Origin of the sequence: Cellulomonas gelida (assembly GCF_006538725.1) — a bacterium.
In the GTDB taxonomy this organism is placed as follows: Bacteria; Actinomycetota; Actinomycetes; order Actinomycetales; family Cellulomonadaceae; genus Cellulomonas; species Cellulomonas gelida.
Genome location: NZ_BJLQ01000003.1, coordinates 1 through 20,154 on the forward strand (window position 1 = coordinate 1; position 20,154 = coordinate 20,154).

Below are 20,154 nucleotides of genomic sequence, written 5' to 3' on the forward strand. Positions count from 1 at the left end.
GGCGCTCGCCGACGAGGGCCGCACCGTCCTGGTCTCGAGCCACATCCTCGCGGAGGTCGAGCAGGTCGCCGACACGGTCTCGATCGTCGCGCGCGGGCGCCTCGTCGCCGCGGGTGCGGTCGGGGACCTGGTGCGTGGCCGGGGTCAGGTGCGGGTCGGGGTCGCGGACGTCGCGGCCGCCGTGCCGGTGCTGACGGCGCGCGGGTGGACGGTGCAGCCGGAGGGCGACGGGCTCCTCGTCGGCCGCGGTGACGGCGCGCGTGCCACCGCCAGGGACACTGGCGTGGAAGCCTCCGGCCCGGACGCCACCGGCTCGGACGCCACCGGCTCGGACGTCACTGGCGTGGACGCCGCGCGGGTCAACGAGGTGCTCGCCGGTGCCGGGGTGTTCGCGCACGAGATCCGCACGGTCCGCGCCGATCTCGAGTCGGTCTTCCTCGAGCTGACCGCTGACGTCGGGGTCGGCGGGACGCAGCGGCGCCTGCGCAGCCGCTCGCACCAGGAGACCCGATGAGGGCGCTGCTGCGCGCCGAGCTCGCGCGCGTCCGGGCCCGCTCGGTGGTGTGGGGGACGGCGATCATCCTGGTCGTCGCGGGTCTCGGGCTCGTCATCGCGGCCTGGGACGACACCCGCCCACCGTCGGCGGCGCAGGTCGCTGAGGGCGAGGCGGCGTACGCCGACTACCTGGAGTTCTGGCTCGAGGACCACGACGAGCAGCGGGCGGTGTGCGAGCGGAACCAGGCCAGGGACACGGTGGCGGACTGGGACTGCGAGCGGCTGGACGTGCAGCCCACGCTCGAGGAGTTCCTCGTCCAGGGGTTCCTGCCGTACCGGCCGGGCCTCGTCGAGACGGTCGACGCGCGGTTCGGCCCGGTGGGCTGGCTGCTCGTGGTGGGTCTGCTCGTGATGGGCGTCAGCCTGGTCTCTGCCGACTTCGCCTCCGGAGCGTTCGGGACGTGGCTGACGTTCGCGCCCCGGCGCGGACGCGTGCTGCTGAGCCGCCTGGGCGCCTCGCTCGTCGCGGCGGTCGTCGTCTCGCTCGTCGCGCTCGCCTCGACCGCGGCCGGGATCGTCGGCGTGCTGGTGTGGAACGACGCGCTGAAGTCCGGCGACGGCGCAGCGGCGGCGCTGTTCGCCCAGACCGCGGCTCGTGCGCTCGTCGCGGGCCTGTGGGCCACGACGGTCGCGGTGGGTCTCGCGTTCGCCCTGCGGCACGCCGCGGGGGTCACCGGCCTGGTCGTGTGGTGGGTGGCGGGCATCGAGACCGCGTTGCCGACGATCGTCCCCACCAGCTCCGCGTGGACGCTCGCGACGAACCTGCGCGCCTGGCTCGACGGCGGGACGACGTACGCGGTCGAGTCGTGCTGGGTCGACGAGGTCGGGGTGGACGTCTGCGGGCCTGTCGAGCACGTCGTCACCCAGCTGCAGGGCGGGCTGGTGCTGCTCGCGGTCGCACTCGTGTGCGTGGGGCTGGGTGCGCTCGTCTTCCGCGTGCGCGACGTGAGCTAGGGCGTCTGCAGGTCGACGACGACGCGCACCGGGTCTGCCAGCAGCGTGATCCGGACGGGTCGCTGCGCGTCGAGCCCGACGAACGACTGCGTCTGACCCTCGAACGTCAGCGGCCGGGTCACCTGCTGCACACCGCCGGTCCCCATGACGTCGTGGTCGAGCTCGTCGTGACCGGTGTCCATGGGGTAGGCCGTGCCGAGGAGGACGACCTGCAGCGTCGCGTCACCGGCGACGTCGAGGACCTCGCCGCTGGGGTCGTCGACCGCCTCGTCGACGTAGCCGACGCGCCACCCGGGCAGCCCTTCGCCCGCGAGCTCGTACACGACGCGCTCGTAGCCGTCGTGCACCCCGATCCGCACGTCGACGACCGTGAGCCGGCCGTCCTGCGGCAGCTGCGAGAGCTCGGTCCCCGGCGCGGTGAAGGCGCCGCCCGTGGGCGCCGACGTCGGGGGAGACGTGGGCTCGGTCGACGCGCCCGGGGTGGGCGGCGTGCTCGTCGGCGTGCTCACGAGGGTCGGCGTCGGCGACGGCGTCCCGGCCTGGTCGTCGTCGGACGCGCCGCAGCCGGCCAACGTGAACGTGGCCGCCGCGAGCACCGCGACAGGCGCCGCCCACCGTCGGGCGGTCGGGCTCGTCGTGCGCATGCGTCCTCCGTCGCTCGAGCTGCGTGCCGGACCTGCGTGCCGGCCGCCATCCGTTCTCCGCTGTCACCGTAGGACCTCGCGTCCGGCGGCGAGGCCAGGAGCGCGCGACGGGCCTGACGAGCTCGGAGCCTATCCGCTATGCGGGCACGTGAGCCACGATGTGAGACGGCGTGGCGGGGACGTGACATGCAACCGACGCAGGCGTAACCTCGCCTCCGTGCAGACGATCCTCGTAGTACTTCCTGAGCGCGCCGGCTGAGGCCAGCAGTCCAGGCTTCGTCAGCGCGCTCACCCCTCGCACCGTCGGCAGCAGCCCGACGCGAGGGGTTTTCTGTTTTCACCGACTTGCTCTCACCGACCGACTCTCACTGACCGGCACCACCAGCACCACCACGCAGCACCCCGCAACCAGCAGCAGGGAGACACCGATGGTCCAGGGCCCCCACCCGGCACCGCCGCGGACGCCCGCGAGCCCCGCCGTGGTCGGCGCGACGGCGCGGCCCGCGCCCGCAGTCCCGACCCCCGCCGTCCCGTCGACGAAGGCCGTCCCGCCGACGAAGGTCGTCGAGCAGGTCTCGGGCGCGAAGTCGATCGTCCGCTCGCTCGAGGAGGCCGGGGCCGAGGTCGTCTTCGGCATCCCGGGCGGCGCGATCCTGCCGACGTACGACCCGCTCATGGACTCGACCCGGCTGCGCCACATCCTCGTGCGTCACGAGCAGGGCGGCGGGCACGCGGCCACCGGCTACGCGGCCGCGACGGGCCGCGTGGGCGTGTGCATGGCGACGTCCGGGCCGGGCGCGACGAACCTCGTGACCCCGATCGCCGACGCGAACATGGACTCGATCCCGCTGGTCGCCATCACCGGGCAGGTCGGCGCCGCGATGATCGGCACGGACGCGTTCCAGGAGGCCGACATCGTCGGCATCACCCTGCCCGTGACCAAGCACAACTACCTCGTCACGGACCCCGACGACATCCCGCGCGTGATCGCCGAGGCGTTCCACGTCGCGTCGACCGGGCGCCCGGGCCCGGTGCTCGTCGACATCGCGAAGTCCGCGATGCAGGCGCAGACCACGTTCACGTGGCCGCAGGAGATCTCGCTGCCCGGGTACCACCCGGTGACCAAGCCGCACGCCAAGCAGATCCGCGAGGCCGCACGGCTGCTCGCGACCGCGCGTCGGCCCGTGCTGTACGTCGGCGGCGGAGTGATCCGGGCCGGGGCCGCCGCGCAGCTGCGCGCGCTCGTCGACGCGTCCGGTGCCGCGGTCGTCACGACCCTCATGGCCCGCGGCGCGCTGCCCGACACCCATCCGCAGCACCTGGGCATGCCGGGCATGCACGGGACGGTCGCGGCAGTCGCGGCGCTGCAGAAGTCGGACCTGATCGTCGCGCTCGGTGCGCGGTTCGACGACCGCGTGACCGGCAAGCTCTCGTCGTTCGCGCCGTACGCGACCGTGGTGCACGCCGACATCGACCCCGCGGAGATCGGCAAGAACAAGGCGGTCGACGTGCCGATCGTCGGCGACCTGCGCGAGGTCCTGACGGACCTCCTGCCCGAGCTCGAGCGCGAGCACGCGCAGCACGGCAAGCCGGACCTCGAGGCCTGGTGGCGCCAGCTCGACGCGTGGCGCGAGACGTTCGGGCTGGGCTTCGACGAGCCCTCCGACGGTCACCTCGCACCGCAGTACGTCATCCAGCGCATCGGCGAGCTCACCGGACCCGAGGCGACGTACGTCGCGGGCGTGGGGCAGCACCAGATGTGGGCCGCGCAGTTCATCAAGTACGAGCGGCCCAACTCGTGGCTCAACTCCGGCGGCCTGGGCACCATGGGCTACGCGGTGCCCGCGGCCATGGGTGCCAAGGTCGGCGAGCCGGACCGCACGGTCTGGGCGATCGACGGCGACGGCTGCTTCCAGATGACCAACCAGGAGCTCGCGACCTGCGCGATCAACGACATCCCGATCAAGGTCGCGGTCGTCAACAACTCCTCGCTGGGCATGGTGCGCCAGTGGCAGACGCTGTTCTACGAGTCGCGGTACTCGAACACCGACCTGCACACGGGCCACGACACCGTGCGCATCCCGGACTTCGTCAAGCTCGCGGACGCGTACGGCTGCGTCGGGCTGCGCTGCGAGACGAAGGCGGACGTCGACGCGACGATCAAGCGCGCGCTCGAGATCGACGACCAGCCGGTCGTCGTCGACTTCACCGTCTCGCGGGACGCGATGGTGTGGCCGATGGTCGCGGCAGGCCTGAGCAACGACGACATCCAGTACGCGCGGGGCATCTCCCCGGCGTGGGACCGGGAGGACTGAGCGGAATGCAGCGGAAGTTGAGGGCCGCAGCGAAGCAAGGCGCTCGGCTGCAGCGGAATGCAGCCTCAGGCCGACCGACGGGAACAGGGGACTGACATGAGCCGCCACACCTTGTCCGTGCTCGTCGAGAACAAGCCCGGCGTGCTCACGCGCGTCGCCGGCCTGTTCGCGCGCCGGGCGTTCAACATCCACTCGCTCGCGGTCGGCCCGACCGAGCACGAGGAGATCTCGCGGATCACGGTCGTCGTGGACGTCGACGAGCTCCCGCTCGAGCAGGTGACGAAGCAGCTGAACAAGCTCATCAACGTCATCAAGATCGTCGAGCTCGAGGACGCCGCGTCCGTCCAGCGCGAGCTGCTGCTCGTCAAGGTCAAGGCCGACGTCACGCAGCGCACCTCGGTGCTCGAGGTCGTCCAGCTGTTCCGCGCGCACGTCGTCGACGTCGTGCCGGACACCGTCGTGATCGAGGCGACCGGCTCGCCGGGCAAGCTCGACGCCCTGCTGTCGGCCCTCGAGCCGTTCGGGATCCGTGAGATCGTGCAGTCCGGCACCGTGGCCATCGGCCGCGGGTCCCGCTCGATCACGGACCGGGCGCTCGAGCGCGTCTCGCGCTCCGCCTGATAGACCACCGTCCAGACGCACGCTCGCGTGCTTGCCTCACCGTTCGATCCCCGAACGTCCATCTGAAGGAGAGACCCACCGTGGCCGAGCTGTTCTACGACGACGACGCCGACCTGTCGATCATCCAGTCCAAGAAGGTCGCCGTCGTCGGCTACGGCAGCCAGGGGCACGCGCACTCGCTCAACCTGCGCGACTCCGGCGTCGACGTCACCGTCGGCCTGCGCGAGGGCTCGCCGTCCCGCGCCAAGGCCGAGAACCAGGGCCTCAAGGTCGCCACGGTCGCGGAGGCCGTCGCGGGTGCCGACGTCGTCGTCATCCTGGCGCCGGACCAGGTCCAGCGCATCGTCTACCGCGACGAGATCGAGCCGAACCTCAAGGACGGCGCCGCGCTCGTCTTCGGGCACGGCTTCAACATCCGCTTCGGCTACATCAAGCCGGCCGCGGGGCACGACGTGCTCATGGTCGCCCCCAAGGGCCCGGGTCACCTCGTGCGTCGCGAGTACGTCGACGGTCGTGGCGTGCCGGTCATCGTCGCGGTCGAGCAGGACGCGTCGGGCTCGGCGTGGGAGCTCGCGCTCTCGTACGCCAAGGCGATCGGTGGCCTGCGTGCCGCCGGCATCAAGACGACGTTCACCGAGGAGACCGAGACCGACCTGTTCGGTGAGCAGGCCGTGCTGTGCGGTGGCGTCTCGCAGCTCATCCAGTACGGCTTCGAGACGCTGACCGAGGCGGGCTACCAGCCCGAGGTCGCCTACTTCGAGGTGCTCCACGAGCTGAAGCTGATCGTCGACCTCATCTGGGAGGGCGGCATCACCAAGCAGCGCTGGTCGGTCTCCGACACGGCCGAGTACGGCGACTACGTCTCGGGCCCGCGCGTCATCACGCCGGACGTCAAGGCGAACATGGGCCAGGTGCTCGCGGACATCCAGTCCGGCGCGTTCGCGGAGCGCTTCATCAACGACCAGGACGCGGGCGCGCCCGAGTTCAAGGCGCTGCGCGAGAAGGGCCAGAACCACCCGATCGAGCCGGTCGGCCGCGAGCTGCGCAAGCTGTTCGCGTGGGTCAAGCCGTCGGACTCGGACTACACCGAGGGCAGCGCCGCGCGCTGACCTGAGCCTCACGCACGACGAGAGCGCGGCGCCCAGACTCGGGTGCCGCGCTCTCGTCGTCCCCGCGCGTGCCGGACGCGTTCGTCGGGCAGGATGGGCGCACCGGTCCGGCGACGAGGGGTGTGGCATGAGCACGTACGACGACACGGTCGACCCGGCCGACGAGCACGCCGACATCGCCACGGACGGTGACGACCGCATCACCGCGTTCTGGCAGGCGGCGCGCGGACACGTGGGCTTCGGCAAGCTCGAGGGGGTCGTCGGCGCGGTGCCCCTGGACGTCGTCCCGCCGCCGTCGTTCTCGTACGGCGAAGGTGCGGAGGCCGACGACGCGGTGCGCGCGATCCTCGCGCAGCAACGCACGTCGGCGAGCACCGCGCGCGACGAGTTCGGCGAGGGCGACGAGCTGCCGCGCGTGGGCGACCTCGCGATCGTGCTGGACAGCGCGGGGGAGCCGCGCGCCCTGGTCCGCACGACGGCCGTGACCGTCACCGACGAGTCGGTCCAGGAGAGCTACGAGCTCGTCTACCCGACGCGCGGCCCGACGCCGGCGATCGACTGACGGGGCCCCCTGCGGCGGCCGGTGCCTGTGGCCGCATCGTGAGATGGACAGTCCGGGGAATGGGACGCGCGGTTAGGCTCAGGACATGAGCAGCAGCGCCACCGCCCGTGACATCAACCTCGCCGTCGTCGCCGGAGACGGCATCGGCACCGAGGTCGTCGAGCAGGGCCTGCTCGTCCTGGACTCGGTCCTGTCGGGCTCGGGCGTCGGGGTCACGACGACGGACTTCGACCTGGGCGCTCGCCGCTGGCACGCCACCGGCGAGACGCTGACGGACACCGACCTCGAGGCGATCCGCACGCACGACGCGATCCTGCTCGGCGCGATCGGCGACCCGAGCGTCCCCTCGGGCGTGCTCGAGCGCGGCCTGCTCCTCAAGCTCCGCTTCGCCCTGGACCACTACGTGAACCTGCGCCCCGGCAAGCTCTTCCCGGGCGTGACCGGACCGCTGGCGAACCCCGGCGAGGTCGACTTCGTCGTCGTCCGCGAGGGGACCGAGGGCCCGTACGTCGGCAACGGCGGCGCGATCCGCGTCGGGACGCCGCACGAGGTCGCGAACGAGGTCAGCGTCAACACCGCGTTCGGCGTCGAGCGCGTCGTGCGTGACGCGTTCGCCCGTGCCGCCGCGCGTCCGCGCAAGAAGCTCACGCTGGTCCACAAGCACAACGTCCTGGTGCACGCCGGCCACCTGTGGCGCCGCACGGTCGAGGCCGTCAACGCCGAGTTCCCGGACGTGACGGTCGACTACCTGCACGTCGACGCCGCGACGATCTTCCTGGTGACGAACCCGAGCCGGTTCGACGTGATCGTCACGGACAACCTGTTCGGCGACATCCTCACGGACCTCGCGGCGGCCATCACGGGCGGTATCGGCCTCGCGGCCAGCGCGAACATCAACCCGGACCGCACGGCGCCGAGCATGTTCGAGCCCGTGCACGGCTCCGCGCCCGACATCGCGGGTCAGGGCAAGGCCGACCCGACGGCCACGGTGCTGTCGGTCGCGCTCCTGCTGGACCACCTGGGCCTGCACTCGCAGGCCCGCACGGTCGAGGACGCCGTGGCGGCCGACCTGGCCGAGCGCGGCTCCGCCGAGCGAGTACGTTCGACGGCCGAGGTGGGCAAGGACCTCGCCGCGCGCGTCGCCGGCTGAGGTCGCACCCCGTCCCACCGAAGGCCGTCGCCGGGTACCGTCAGACCAGTCCCAGGTGAAAGGCCCCACCATGAGCACCGTCGCTTCCTCCACGTCGGCCGACCTCTTCGAGGTGCACGCGTCGGCGAACCCCGTCCCCGCCGACGAACGAGCCGAGCTGCTCGCCGCGCCGCGCTTCGGGACCGTCTTCACGGACCACATGGCCCGCGTGTCCTACTCGCAGGCGGACGGCTGGCACAGCCGCCGCGTCGAGCCGTACGGCCCTCTCCAGCTCGACCCCGCCACCGCGGTGCTGCACTACGGCCAGGAGATCTTCGAGGGTCTCAAGGCGTACCGGCACGCCGACGGCTCGGTCTGGACGTTCCGGCCGCAGGCCAATGCCGAGCGCTTCGCGCGGTCGGCGTACCGGCTCGCGCTGCCGCAGCTGCCCGAGGCCGACTTCCTCGGCTCGATCGAGGCGCTCGTGCGCACCGACCTCGCGTGGGTCCCCACGGGCGAGGAGACGAGCCTGTACCTGCGGCCCTTCATGTACGCCTCCGAGCCGTTCCTCGGCGTGCGGCCCTCGCTCGAGGTCGAGTACCTGGTGATCGCCTCGCCCGTCGGCCCGTACTTCTCCGGCGGGGTCAAGCCCGTGGCGATCTGGGTCGACCAGGAGCTGCACCGCGCGGGTGCGGGCGGCACGGGTGCGGCCAAGTGCGGCGGCAACTACGCGGCGAGCCTGCTGCCCCAGCAGCTCGCGTACGACCAGGGCTGCGAGCAGGTGTGCTTCCTCGACGCGTCGACGAACACGTACCTCGAGGAGCTCGGCGGGATGAACGTGGTCGTCGTGCACGCCGACGGCTCCGTGGTCACGCCACCGGTGTCGGGCTCGATCCTCGAGGGCGTGACGCGCTCGTCGATCCTGCAGCTCCTGAGCGACGCCGGGCACGAGGTCGACGAACGTCCCGTGGCCCTCGCCGACCTGCGCGCCGGCCTCGCGGACGGCTCGATCACCGAGGTGTTCGCGTGCGGCACCGCCGCGGTCATCACGCCGATCGGGCGGCTCAAGAGCACCGACTTCGACCTCACGGTCGGTGACGGCGGGGCAGGCCCCGTCACGATGCGCACGCGCGCCGAGCTCACCGACATCCAGTACGGCCGCGCGGCCGACCGGCACGGCTGGCTGCACCGCCTGGTCTGAGGCGACGAAGCACGACGACGAGAGGGGACGCACCTACCCGGGCGTCCCCTCTCGTCGTGCTGTACCGCCCCAGGTCCGTACCGCCCCAGGTCGTGAACCGCCTCAGGTCGTGACGACCGCCGTCGTGCGCGCGAGCACGCCGGACAGCAGCGACCAGATCGCGACACCGATCAGCAGGTTGACCAGACCGGTGCACAGCGCCGACGTCGTGTCGTCGGTCAACGTCAGCGGCAGCAACGCCGCGACGACGATGCCGAGCGCGAGGATCCAGCCGAAGAACGCGCGAGGGCGGGGCGTCGAGACGACGAGCAGGTGCAGCAGCGCGGCCGCGGCGATCGCCGCGACGAAGCCCGCGAGCCCGTACGCGAGGTAGTCGTTCTCGACCCCGGCGGGGTCCTTGACGACGAGGTCGACGTCGAGGATCGACTGGAGGACGAGCACGCCGACCACGCCGACGAGCGCGGCGACGAGCGCGGTCGCGAACGCGCCGCCCCAGAACGGGCCGGCCCGCAGCACGACTCGCGACCGTGGCGGCGGCGTCGGCCCGGGTGGTGCCCACGCCGGGGGAACGGCGCCGGCCGGGGTCACGGCGGGCGGCGGGGCGGACGCCGCGGGGACGGCGGGCTCGGGGACGACGGGCGGCATCCGCCGGGTGACGGGCTGACGGTCGGGTGGCGGATCAGGGGGCAGTGCGCTCACACGGGCCTCCAGGTGTGCGGACGACGAGCGTCGTCGTCCCGATTCACGCTAGTGACCTCGCGGCCGGCCGCATCTCGAGGCGCTGCCGCTCGCGCGTGCGTCCGAGGGGTGGAACCCGGCGTGCCGGGCGTGACCGCGGCGGGTGGCGTGTGTCACCATGGCGGCATGTCCCCGTGGACCTCGATTATCGACTAGCGCGTCGGCACACCCGCTGACGCGCAGACCTCCCGTACCCCGGGGGGTCTTTTTGTTGGTGCGGGTCCGTCTCACGAGGACACCCCCGCGCCGGCCCGAGCTCCACCTGCACGCGTCCCGAGCACTCCGCACGTCCTGAAGAGAGCACCACCGTGAACGCAGCGACTCCTGAAGCGAACTTCGACCAGCGCGTCGACCTCCCGCACCTCGCGGGCTCGCCGGTCGGCACCCTGCAGGTCTACGACACGACGCTGCGCGACGGCGCCCAGCAGGAGGGGATCGCGCTGTCGGTCGCCGACAAGCTGGCGATCGCCGTGCTGCTCGACGAGCTGGGCGTCGGCTTCATCGAGGGCGGCTGGCCGGGCGCCGTGCCCAAGGACACCGAGTTCTTCAAGCGGGCGGCCAAGGAGCTGGACCTGCGCAACGCCGAGCTCGCGGCGTTCGGTGCGACCCGCAAGCCCGGTGTCCGGGCGTCGCAGGACCCGCAGGTGCGCGCCCTGCTCGACTCCGAGGCGCCGGTCGTCGCGCTCGTCGCGAAGAGCGACATCCGCCACGCCGAGCGGGCGCTGCGGACCACGGGCGAGGAGAACCTCGCGATGATCGCCGACACCGTCTCGCTCCTCGTCGCCGAGGGACGCCGCGTGGTCGTCGACGCCGAGCACTTCTTCGACGGGTACCGCTTCGACCCCGCGTACGCGCGTGCCGCGGCGGCGACCGCGTTCGAGGCGGGGGCCGAGGTCGTCGCGCTGTGCGACACGAACGGTGGCATGGTCCCGGTGTGGGTCTCGCAGGTCGTCGCCGAGGTCCGCGACGCGCTCGGCCCCGATGTCGTGCTGGGCATGCACGCGCACAACGACTCGGGCTGCGCCGTGGCGAACACGCTCGCGGCCGTCGAGGCCGGGTGCACGCACGTGCAGGGCACCGTCAACGGGTACGGCGAGCGCACGGGCAACGCCGACCTGCTCGCGGTGGTGGCGAACCTCGAGCTCAAGTACGGCCTGCCGGTGCTCGCGCGCGACGACGCGGGCACCTCGCGACTGCCGGAGCTCACCCACATCGCGCACGCGATCAGCGAGATCACCAACATCTCGCCGTTCGCGCGCTCGCCGTACGTCGGCGCGAGCGCGTTCGCGCACAAGGCCGGGCTGCACGCCTCCGCGATCCGCGTCGACCCGGACCTCTACCAGCACATCGACCCGGCGCTCATCGGCAACGACATGCGCATGCTCGTCTCCGACATGGCGGGCCGGGCGTCGATCGAGCTCAAGGGCCGCGAGCTCGGCTTCGACCTGTCGCAGCGTCCGGACGTGCTCTCGCGCGTGACCGAGCGCGTCAAGGACGCCGAGGCTCACGGTTACACGTACGAGGCCGCGGACGCGTCGTTCGAGCTGCTGCTCGTCGAGGAGATCGAGGGCTCGCGACCGCAGTACTTCCGCGTCGAGTCGTGGCGGACGATCGTCGAGCGCGCCGGTGGCCGCGGTACGCCCGCGAGTGCCGAGGCGACCGTCAAGCTGCACGCGGGCGGTGAGCGCATCGTCACGACCGGCGAGGGCAACGGCCCGGTCAACGCGCTCGACCACGCGCTGCGCCTGGCGCTCGTGGGTGCGTACCCGGAGCTCGAGTCGTTCGAGCTCATCGACTTCAAGGTGCGCATCCTCGACTCGATGCACGGCACGGATGCCGTGACGCGCGTGCTCATCGAGCACACGGACGGCCAGTCCGTGTGGCAGACGGTCGGCGTCGGCCCGAACCTGCTGGAGGCGTCCTGGGAGGCGCTCACCGACGGCACCATCTGGGGCCTGCGGAACCGCGGCGTGGTGCCACGCTGAGCGCCCCGGGCGCGACGACGATAGCGGCGGGGGTCGAACGGGCCTAGCCTCGGACACGACGACCACCGCCGGTCGAGCCGGGACTCCGCCCGGCCGGTGACCACGGTCGACGCAGCAGGGCCACCCGCCCTGGACAGCGAGGAGAGGACGCGCGTGACGAGCACCGAGCCGGCCTTCACGGGCGGGGCGGGTTCGCCTGACGCGTCACAGGCGCGCGGTCCGGCCCGGCGGTGGTGGTGGGTCGTCGTGATCGCCGTCGTCGCCGTGGTCGTGCTGCTCGTCGTCCAGCCCTGGGCCGACCACGAGACGGAGCCGATCGTCGACGAGACCACGTCCACGCCCTCACCCTCGGCGTCCGCGTCCAGCGCGGCCCCGACGGCGAGCCCGAGCCCGACGTCCACCCCGTCGCAGCCGCCCGTCCCCGGCGCGGACGCGGTGTTCGACGACACGAACGTCCAGTCGCTGTTCGTCCGCAAGCCCGCGCTGGAGGAGGCCGTGCCCGCGGCGGCCGACGGCGTCCGGACGGGCCTCGCCGCCGGCGAGCTGCCGTGGGGGCTGCCGGAGGGCTCGACGGTCGAACCGCCGGAGTGCACTTCGGCGCGCACGATCGTCGTCAGCCTGCCGCCGGGCTTCGTCGCGCGGTCGCTCGTCAACGACGGGCTCGACTTCATGCAGGAGCTGACGACCCTGCCCGACGCGACCGCGGCCCAGGCCGCGTTCCGCGACCTGGTCACGACGGTCGACGGCTGCCCCGAGTACGCGCAGGTCAACCCCGGGATCGACGGCGGCAGCTGGAAGGCCGAGCCGGCGATCGAGGGGCAGGGCGTGTACCCCGCGATCGTGCAGGAGATCGTGCACACCGCCGAGGGCGCCGTGGAGCCCGGCTACCGCGGCCACGTGCTCGTCGGCAACGTGATCGTGACGTGGACGGCGACCGCGCTCGGCGGTGGCGACGACGTGCCCGCGCAGCTCGCGACGCTCGGCTCGCCCGAGTCGTTGTCCACCATGGTGCAGGAGCGAGCGCAGGCCGCGGTCGCCGCGCTGGGCTGACGGGCGCGGAACCGCTCGCGCGCGCGCCTAGGCTGGTCGCGTGACCCAGACGCACCACGAGCCGCACGACGACGATCCGGACGCGGGCCGGGCGCGAGACGGCCACGCGCTGCACGGCGAGTACAAGGTCCCGGGCGGCAAGCTCGTCACGGTCGACCTCACCGTGCGCGGCGGGGTGCTGGACCACGTGCGGGTCGCCGGCGACTTCTTCCTCGAGCCCGACGAGGCGCTCGTCGAGATCGACGCGGCGCTCACGGGCCTGCCGGCGGACACGACGACCTCCCGGCTCGCCGAGGCGGTGCGCGAGCACCTGGCCGCCGCGCAGGACGCCGGCCGCCTCGTCGGGCCCGTGTCCATGGTGGGGTTCGACGAGCACGCCGTGGCGGTCGCGGTACGCCGCGCCCTGGGCCGCTCGACGACGTGGGCCGACCACACGTTCGAGGTGATCCGCCCCGGGCCGTTCGCGCCCGCGCTGCACGCCGCGCTCGACCAGGTGCTCACCGAGGAGCTCGCGGCGGGTCGTCGCGGGCCGACCCTGCGGTTCTGGGAGTGGGAGGAGCCCGCGGTGATCATCGGCTCGTTCCAGTCGCTGCGGAACGAGGTCGACCTCGAAGCTGCGGAGCGGCACGGCATCACGGTGGTCCGCCGGATCTCGGGCGGGGGCGCGATGTTCATGGAGGCGGGCAACTGCATCACGTTCTCGCTCGTCGTGCCCGGCTCGCTGGTCGACGGCATGACGTTCGAGGAGTCGTACGCGTTCCTCAACCAGTGGGTGCTGGGCGCGCTCGCGGACGTCGGGGTCGCCGCGACGCTCTCGGGGCTCAACGACATCTCCTCACCCGGCGGCAAGCTCGCCGGCTCGGCGCAGAAGCGGCTCGTGGGCGGCGCAGTGCTGCACCACGTGACGATGTCGTACGACATCGACGCCGCCAAGATGCTCGAGGTCCTGCGGATCGGGCGCGAGAAGGTCTCCGACAAGGGCACGCGCAGCGCAGCCAAGCGCGTCGACCCGGTGCGCTCGCAGACGCACCTGCCGCGCGTGGACGTGATCGACGCGTTCGAGGCGCACTTCCGCACGCACTACCCGAGCGTGTCCGGCGAGCTGCGCGCCGACGAGCTGGCGCGGGCCGAGCAGCTCCGGGTGCACAAGTTCTCCGACCCTGCCTGGACCGCCCGCGTGCCTTAGCCCGTCCGCGCCCGGTCGCGCCCGCTCGCCCGGCCCACGCCGTGCCCGCGTCAGACGAGGCGGCCGTGCCCGGTGACCAGGACGACGAACGCGGCGACCCCGATCACCGTGGTCCCGAGCGCCATGCTCGCGACGAGCCGCCCGCCGCGGCCACCCTCGGGTGCCTCGGTGGTGTGGCGCCGCCACGCGAGGCGCACGACGATCCCCGCGGCGGCCAGACCCGCGAGCGCGACGAGCCAGGAGACGGGACCCACGACGTCCTGGAGCAGCCGGCCCGCCGCGACCGAGCCGGCGGCGAGGCCCAGGGCGGTGCGTCGCCACGCGAGCCGCGTGCGCTCGAGCGCGAACCCCGGCGTGCTCATCGCAGGAGCAGCCCGAGCAGCACGAGCACCCCGGCGACCGCGACGCCGACGACGAGGACCAGGAAGCCGACCGGCGCCGGGAGGGCGGCGCCCGTGCGCATCGCGCGCTCCGCACGCGCCCAGCCCCACCAGGCGAGCAGGGGCGCGAGCGAGCCGAGCACGACGAGCAGCACGGAGGCGGCGAGCCGGAGCCGCTCCTCGACCGGCAGGTCGAGCGCCTCGAGCGCGACCCCCGCCGCGAGCAGCGCGAGCGCGGTGCGCACCCAGGCGAGGAACGTGCGCTCGTTGGCGAGCGAGAACCGGGCGTCCGGCTCCTGGCCGTGCCCGTAGACCCAGGCGGGCAGCCGGCGGTTGCGGAGGTCGCTCACGCGCCCATTGTGGCGTGCCGGACGGCGGCCGCGGGACGCCGCGTCCGGGCTGCCGCCTCTGCGACACGTCCGCGGTCGTGGCCCAGCGCGTATCAGGCCGTCACCTCCCGGTCCCTGACGTGCAGGTGTCGGCGACCCGGCGACACAGAGGGGATGACGGGTGGCGAGGCACCGCACCCGGGCACCGATGGAGGACGTCGTGAACGAGAGCGTGACGCTGGACCGTGAGCTGCGGCGCATGGCCGTGCTGCACGCGCGCGAGCTCGCCGCGATGCGCAGGGCCGGCTCGCGCCGGCTGCGTCCTCAGCGGCCCGCGACCGCCGGACGGCTCCCGAACACCGCCGTCCCGACGCGCACCATGGTCGCGCCGCAGGCGATCGCGAGCTCGAGGTCGCCGCTCATGCCCATGGACAGCCCGCTCGCGCTCGCCGTCCCCGGCGCCCCGCTCGAGACCACCTCGTCGCGGATGGTGCGCAGCAGGTCGTAGCCCTCGCCGACGACGCGGTCGTCGTCGGACCGTGCGCCGATCGTCATGAAGCCGACGAGGCGCAGACCCTCCAGCGCGCCCACGGCGACCGCGAGCGGCGCCGCGTCCTGCGGCGTGACCCCCTGCTTCGTCGGCTCGCCCGAGACGTTGACCTGCAGCATCACGTCCAGCGGCGTCGCACGGCCCGACGCGCGGGTGGACAGTCGCCGCGCGAGGTCGAGGGAGGCGACCGACTCGACGCACGACGCCCAGCGCAGCGCCGCGTTGACCTTGTTCGACTGCAACGGCCCGATCACGTGCCAGGCCGGGGAGAGGTCGACGAGCTCGGGCGCCTTCGCGACGAGCTCCTGGACCTTGCTCTCGCCGAGCAGCACGGGACGCAGCGACGGGTCGGCCGCACGGGCCCGCGCGTCGGCCTCGAGCGCCTCGCGGGTGGTGGCCGTCGTCTGCGCCTTGGACGCGAGCAGGAGCGTCACGTCCTGCGGGCGTCGACCCGCCGCGGCGCACGCGCGCGCGACGCGGTCACGCACGGCGGCGAGCGGCGCGTCGAGGGGGACGTGGTGGGGGACGGCGGCGGGCTCCACGACCCAGCAACCTAACGGACGGCGCCGTGGGCGACGAACCTCGCGCCCCGCGGGCGAGCCGCCGTGCCGAGCGGGCTGGTGCGCGCGCACGCGGCATGGCACGGTGAGGTCCGTGAAGACGCTGCTGAACCTGATCTGGCTGGTCCTGGCGGGTTTCTGGCTCGCGCTCGGCTACGTGCTCGCGGGCATCATCTGCTGCATCCTCATCGTCACGATCCCGTTCGGGATCGCGGCGTTCCGGATCGCGGGCTACGCGCTGTGGCCGTTCGGCCGCACGGTCGTCGACAAGCCCGACGCAGGGGCGTGGTCGGTGGTCGGCAACGTGATCTGGGTGCTCGTGGCGGGCATCTGGCTCGCGATCGAGCACGTCCTCACCGCGATCCCGCTGTTCCTGTCGATCATCGGCATCCCGCTGGGCATCGCGAACCTCAAGATGATCCCGATCTCCCTCATGCCGCTCGGCAAGCAGATCGTCCCGTCCGACCACCCGTTCGTGGGCTACGGCGAGCCGTCGCGGCGCTGAGGCTCAGCCCTTGGCGATGTCCGCGACCGTCGCGGCGGTCAGCCGTACGAGGTCGTCGGGCGCGAGCTCGACGTCCAGGCCGCGCCGGCCGCCGGAGACGAACACGGTGTCGAACAGCCAGACCGTCTCGTCGACCACCGTGGGGTGCGCGGTGCGCTGGCCCAGCGGCGAGATGCCGCCGACGACGTAGCCCGTCGCGCGCTCGGCGTCGGGCTTGGGCGCCATCGCGGCCTTCTTGCCGCCCGCGGCTGCGGCCAGGGCCTTGAGGTCGAGCTGACCGGTCACCGGGACGACCGCGACCGTGAGCGTGCCGTCGACCACCGTCATGAGGGTCTTGAAGACCTGCTCGGGCGGGACGCCCAGGACCTGCGCCGCCTCGAGGCCGTAGCCCACGTCGGACGCCGGGTCGTGCTCGTACGGGTGCGCGGTGTGCGGGACGCCCGCCTGCGTGAGCGCGACGAGCGCGGGGGTGCCGGTCGGGGCGTGCTTGGCGTTCTTGGCCACGGGAGCAGCCTAGGTGGCCGATCGCGTCGGGACGGCGGGACCGCTAGACCGCGAGCCCGACGACCGCGCCGATCGCGTAGGTGATCACCATCGCGAGCGAGCCGCCGATCACGTTGCGCCGCACCGCGGGGAGCGCGGGCGCCCCACCGATCCGTGCGCTCACCGCCCCGGTCAGGACGAGGGCGGCGACGACCGCGGCGAACACCGCGGGCACGAGCGCCGCGCCCCACGGCACGAGCGCCACGAGCACCGGCACGAGGCCGCCGACCAGGAACGCCCCGAGCGAGGCGACCGCGGCGTGCCACGGGTTGACCAGGTGCTCGTCGGCCATCTGACCGGCGCGCTCGGCGTCGCGCTGCGAGCTCACCGAGACGTACTCGCCGGCTGCCATCGACAGGGCGCCGGCCACGAGACCGGCGATCCCGGCGGTGAGGATCGCGGCCGAGCCGGGGGTCGCGCCGGCGACGCCGACGACGAGCGCGGCGACGGACACGATGCCGTCGTTCGCGCCGAGGACGCCCGCCCGCAACCCGTTGAGGCGCACGCCGTCGACCGGTTCGCCCGTCTGCCGGGGCGCAGGGTTCAGGAGGCTGGTCAAGGCCGTCATACGGCCACCGTAGGCACGTCCTGACGGTCTGTCATCATTGGAAAGGCTGGCCTGACCTGCAGTGATGCAGGTGTGCCTACCCTTCGACGGGGACCGGCGGGCCCGGCGCCGAGGTCAGAGCGCGCCGACCGCGAGGACGCGCAGGACCACCTCGCCGGCCTCGTCGGACGCCGCCAGGTCGACCAGTGCGTCGATGCGCCAGTCGTGGTCGCCCTCGGGGTCGTCGAGGAGCTGGCGCACGCGCCAGGTCGTCGCGCTCGTCGTGACCTGGAACAGCGCGGGTCCCCGCGCGGGGGCGCCCGTGAGGATCTCGTCGTGGTCGTCGTAGAACGGGTCGAGCGCGGCGGACCAGCGGTCGGTGGTCCAGGGCTCGTCGTCCTCGTCGCGGTCGCCGAGCGCCGCCAGCGCGCCGTACTGCTCGCGCGCCGCGAGCTCGACGCGGCGGAACAGCGCACCGCGCACGAGCGCGCGGAACACGCGCGGGTTGTCGGTGATCGGTTCGGGAGTGTCCTCGTCGAGGCCGCCGGGCGCGTCGGCGCCGTGCTCGTCGAGCGGGTTCGCGAGGCGCTCCCACTCGTCGAGCAGGCTCGAGTCCGTGCGGCGCACCAGGTCGCCCAGCCACTCGATGAGCTCCCACAGCTCCTCGGTGCGGGCATCCTCCGGGACGGTCTGGCGCAGCGCGCGGTACGCGTCCGCGAGGTAGCGCAGCAGCACGCCCTCGGTGCGGTCCAGGGTGTACAGGCTCACGTACTCGGCGAACGTCGCGGCGCGCTCGTGCATCTCGCGGACCACGGACTTGGGGGAGAGCTCGAGGTCGGCGACCCACGGGTTCGTCGTGCGGTAGGTCGCGAACGCCGCGGCGAGCAGCTCGGCCAGCGGGCGCGGGTAGGTGACGTGCTCGAGCAGCGCCATGCGCTCGTCGTACTCGAGGCCGTCGGCCTTCATCGCGGCGACGGCCTCGCCGCGGGCCTTGTTCTCCTGCGCGGCGAGCACCTGGCGGGGGTCGTCGAGCGTGGCCTCGAGCACCGAGACCACGTCGTGCGCGTACCCGGGGTCCGCCTGGTCGAGCAGCTCGAGGGCCGCGTACGCGAACGGCGACAGCGCCTGGTTGAGCGCGAAGTTCGGCGGCAGGTCGTGCGTGAGGCGCACGGTCCGACGACGACCACGCGGCGCGTCCGCGTCGTCGACCGTGACCCGCTCGATCACGCCGGCCGCGCGCAGCGAGCGGTAGACCGCGACCGCCTGGCGCACGTGGCGTCCGCGCGCGGAGGCGGGCTCGTGGTTGTCGGTGAGCAGGCGCGTCATGGCGACCACCGGGTCCTCACCCTTCGCGCCGCGGGCCAGCACGTGCAGCACCATCGCGTGCGTGACCGAGAAGCTGCTGGTCAGCGGCTCGGGCGGGGCGTCGCGCAGGCGCTCGAACGTCTTGTCGGTCCAGTTGACGTGCCCGGTCGGCGCCTGCTTGCGGACGATCTTCTTGAGCTTGCGCGGGTCGTCGCCCGCCCGCTCGAGCGCCTTGCGGTTCTCGATGACGTGCTCGGGCGCCATGACGACGACCTCGCCGACCGTGTCGAAGCCCGCGCGTCCCGCACGCCCCGCGATCTGGTGGAACTCGCGCGCCGACAGGTGCCGCATCCGCTGGCCGTCGTACTTCACCAGGCTCGTGAGCACCACGGTCCGGATCGGGACGTTGATGCCGACGCCGAGGGTGTCCGTGCCGCAGACGACGGGCAGCAGGCCGCGCTGCGTGAGCCGCTCGACCACGCGGCGGTACTTGGGCAGCATCCCCGCGTGGTGCACCCCGACGCCGTGCCGCAGCAGCCGCGACAGCGTCTTGCCGAAGCCCGGGCCGAACCGGAACGCCCCGAGCTCGGCCGCGATCGCGTCGCGCTGCTCGCGGCTCGTCAGGTGCGCCGACAGCAGCGACTGCGCGCGCTCGACCGCCTCCTTCTGCGTGAAGTGCACGACGTACACGGGCGCGCGACGGGTGCGGACGAGCTCGTCGAGCACCTCGTGCAACGGCTCGACCACGTAGGAGAACGTCAGCGGCACGGGTCGTTCGGCGTTCGTGATGACCGCGACGTCACCGCCCGTGCGGCGCCGCAGGTCGTCGGCGAAGAACGTGACGTCGCCGAGCGTCGCGGACATGAGCACGAACTGCGTGCGCGGCAGCTCCAGCAGGGGGACCTGCCACGCCCAGCCGCGCTGCGGGTCGGAGTAGAAGTGGAACTCGTCCATGACGACCTGGCTCGCGTCCGCGTCCGCGCCGTCGCGCAGCGCGAGGTTCGCGAGGATCTCGGCGGTGCAGCAGATGATCGGCGCGCCCGGGTTCACGGCCGAGTCGCCCGTCATCATCCCGACGTTCTCCGAGCCGAACGCCGCGACGAGGGCGAAGAACTTCTCGCTCACGAGCGCCTTGAGCGGCGCGGTGTAGAAGGTCCGCCGCCCCTGGGCGAGCGCGACGAAGTGCGCGGCGGTCGCCACCAGGGACTTGCCCGAGCCCGTGGGCGTCGACAGGATCACGTGGCTGCCCGTGACCAGCTCGAGGAGCGACTCCTCCTGGTGCGGGTACAGCGTCAGGCCCTGCTCAGCGGCCCACCCGGTGAACGCCTCGTAGAGCGCGTCGGGGTCGTGCGGGTCGGTGGGGATCCGGTCGGCGAGCGTGGGCAC

19 protein-coding genes and 1 pseudogene are annotated in these 20,154 nt (G+C 73.0%); 12 read left to right on the forward strand and 8 right to left on the reverse strand.

Going from position 1 to position 20,154, the window contains the following annotated elements:
• Positions 1 to 514, forward strand: a pseudogene (locus CGE01nite_RS01455) (hypothetical protein); the annotation flags it as partial.
• The gene (locus CGE01nite_RS01460; protein WP_048343794.1) at positions 511 to 1,509 is read left to right on the forward strand and encodes a hypothetical protein; all 999 of its coding nucleotides are present in this window, start codon (positions 511 to 513) and stop codon (positions 1,507 to 1,509) included. The pseudogene CGE01nite_RS01455 and the gene CGE01nite_RS01460, both read left to right, overlap by 4 nt.
• Here the strand turns inward: CGE01nite_RS01460 and CGE01nite_RS01465 are convergent.
• Complete coding sequence (locus CGE01nite_RS01465; protein ID WP_053071734.1) at positions 1,506 to 2,153, reverse strand: AMIN-like domain-containing (lipo)protein; 648 nt, start codon at positions 2,151 to 2,153, stop codon at positions 1,506 to 1,508. The two genes, CGE01nite_RS01460 and CGE01nite_RS01465, sit on opposite strands and share 4 nt — an antisense overlap.
• 428 nt (positions 2,154 to 2,581) lie before the next feature.
• Here CGE01nite_RS01465 and CGE01nite_RS01470 point away from each other — a divergent pair, with 428 nt between their 5' ends.
• The 6 genes from CGE01nite_RS01470 to CGE01nite_RS01495 all read left to right on the forward strand — a co-directional run bounded on the left by CGE01nite_RS01470 (position 2,582) and on the right by CGE01nite_RS01495 (position 9,090).
• On the forward strand, positions 2,582 to 4,468 hold the full coding sequence (locus tag CGE01nite_RS01470) for an acetolactate synthase large subunit (protein WP_141368550.1): 1,887 nt from the start codon (positions 2,582 to 2,584) through the stop codon (positions 4,466 to 4,468).
• Between the two features lie 96 nt (positions 4,469 to 4,564).
• Positions 4,565 to 5,089 carry an acetolactate synthase small subunit gene (ilvN, locus tag CGE01nite_RS01475; RefSeq protein WP_048343796.1) on the forward strand — a complete coding sequence of 175 codons (525 nt, stop codon included), beginning with the start codon at positions 4,565 to 4,567 and terminating at the stop codon, positions 5,087 to 5,089.
• Positions 5,090 to 5,169: 80 nt separating this feature from the next.
• Entirely contained in the window at positions 5,170 to 6,198 is a 1,029-nt protein-coding gene (gene ilvC / locus CGE01nite_RS01480; RefSeq protein ID WP_048343797.1) for a ketol-acid reductoisomerase, read from the forward strand.
• 127 nt (positions 6,199 to 6,325) lie between these two features.
• Positions 6,326 to 6,760 (forward strand): ASCH domain-containing protein, encoded by a 435-nt coding sequence (locus CGE01nite_RS01485; RefSeq protein ID WP_229747464.1) that lies wholly within the window; start codon positions 6,326 to 6,328, stop codon positions 6,758 to 6,760.
• An 85-nt stretch (positions 6,761 to 6,845) separates the two neighbouring features.
• Positions 6,846 to 7,910 (forward strand): 3-isopropylmalate dehydrogenase, encoded by a 1,065-nt coding sequence (locus tag CGE01nite_RS01490; protein ID WP_141368552.1) that lies wholly within the window; start codon positions 6,846 to 6,848, stop codon positions 7,908 to 7,910.
• Positions 7,911 to 7,980: 70 nt separating this feature from the next.
• On the forward strand, positions 7,981 to 9,090 hold the full coding sequence (locus tag CGE01nite_RS01495) for a branched-chain amino acid aminotransferase (protein ID WP_048343799.1): 1,110 nt from the start codon (positions 7,981 to 7,983) through the stop codon (positions 9,088 to 9,090).
• A 102-nt stretch (positions 9,091 to 9,192) separates the two neighbouring features.
• On the opposite strand, the gene CGE01nite_RS01500 is transcribed toward CGE01nite_RS01495, so the two are convergent.
• Positions 9,193 to 9,606, reverse strand: a complete 414-nt coding sequence (locus CGE01nite_RS01500; protein ID WP_141368554.1) for a DUF6069 family protein — start codon at positions 9,604 to 9,606, stop codon at positions 9,193 to 9,195.
• A gap of 608 nt (positions 9,607 to 10,214) precedes the next feature.
• Between CGE01nite_RS01500 and cimA the strand changes: the two genes are divergently transcribed.
• The 3 genes from cimA (at position 10,215) to lplB (ending at position 14,049) form a co-directional block, all read left to right on the forward strand.
• A complete protein-coding gene (gene cimA / locus CGE01nite_RS01505) occupies positions 10,215 to 11,813 on the forward strand; it encodes a citramalate synthase (protein ID WP_141368806.1) in 1,599 nt (532 codons plus the stop codon).
• 153 nt (positions 11,814 to 11,966) lie between these two features.
• The gene (locus CGE01nite_RS01510; RefSeq protein WP_141368556.1) at positions 11,967 to 12,863 is read left to right on the forward strand and encodes a sensor domain-containing protein; all 897 of its coding nucleotides are present in this window, start codon (positions 11,967 to 11,969) and stop codon (positions 12,861 to 12,863) included.
• A 109-nt stretch (positions 12,864 to 12,972) separates the two neighbouring features.
• Entirely contained in the window at positions 12,973 to 14,049 is a 1,077-nt protein-coding gene (gene lplB, locus CGE01nite_RS01515; RefSeq protein ID WP_048341684.1) for a lipoate-protein ligase small subunit, read from the forward strand.
• Positions 14,050 to 14,099: 50 nt separating this feature from the next.
• Here the strand turns inward: lplB and CGE01nite_RS01520 are convergent, their stop codons facing one another.
• The 3 genes from CGE01nite_RS01520 to CGE01nite_RS01530 all read right to left on the reverse strand — a co-directional run bounded on the left by CGE01nite_RS01520 (position 14,100) and on the right by CGE01nite_RS01530 (position 15,850).
• Complete coding sequence (locus CGE01nite_RS01520; RefSeq protein ID WP_048341678.1) at positions 14,100 to 14,411, reverse strand: DUF202 domain-containing protein; 312 nt, start codon at positions 14,409 to 14,411, stop codon at positions 14,100 to 14,102.
• Positions 14,408 to 14,779, reverse strand: a complete 372-nt coding sequence (locus CGE01nite_RS01525; RefSeq protein WP_048341677.1) for a YidH family protein — start codon at positions 14,777 to 14,779, stop codon at positions 14,408 to 14,410. Before CGE01nite_RS01525 ends, CGE01nite_RS01520 begins: the two co-directional genes overlap by 4 nt.
• A 303-nt stretch (positions 14,780 to 15,082) precedes the next feature.
• Positions 15,083 to 15,850, reverse strand: coding sequence for a YggS family pyridoxal phosphate-dependent enzyme (locus tag CGE01nite_RS01530; RefSeq protein WP_141368558.1), 768 nt, complete (start codon positions 15,848 to 15,850; stop codon positions 15,083 to 15,085).
• A gap of 112 nt (positions 15,851 to 15,962) precedes the next feature.
• Between CGE01nite_RS01530 and CGE01nite_RS01535 the strand changes: the two genes are divergently transcribed.
• Positions 15,963 to 16,373, forward strand: a complete 411-nt coding sequence (locus CGE01nite_RS01535) for a YccF domain-containing protein (RefSeq protein WP_048341675.1) — start codon at positions 15,963 to 15,965, stop codon at positions 16,371 to 16,373.
• Positions 16,374 to 16,376: 3 nt separating this feature from the next.
• On the opposite strand, the gene ybaK is transcribed toward CGE01nite_RS01535, so the two are convergent.
• From ybaK to CGE01nite_RS01550, 3 genes are all read right to left on the reverse strand, one after another.
• Positions 16,377 to 16,877: a Cys-tRNA(Pro) deacylase gene (ybaK, locus tag CGE01nite_RS01540; protein ID WP_048341674.1), complete on the reverse strand. Its 501-nt coding sequence runs from the start codon at positions 16,875 to 16,877 to the stop codon at positions 16,377 to 16,379.
• Positions 16,878 to 16,920: 43 nt separating this feature from the next.
• Positions 16,921 to 17,484, reverse strand: coding sequence for a VIT1/CCC1 transporter family protein (locus CGE01nite_RS01545; RefSeq protein ID WP_048341673.1), 564 nt, complete (start codon positions 17,482 to 17,484; stop codon positions 16,921 to 16,923).
• A gap of 114 nt (positions 17,485 to 17,598) precedes the next feature.
• A complete protein-coding gene (locus CGE01nite_RS01550; RefSeq protein ID WP_141368560.1) occupies positions 17,599 to 20,154 on the reverse strand; it encodes a DEAD/DEAH box helicase in 2,556 nt (851 codons plus the stop codon).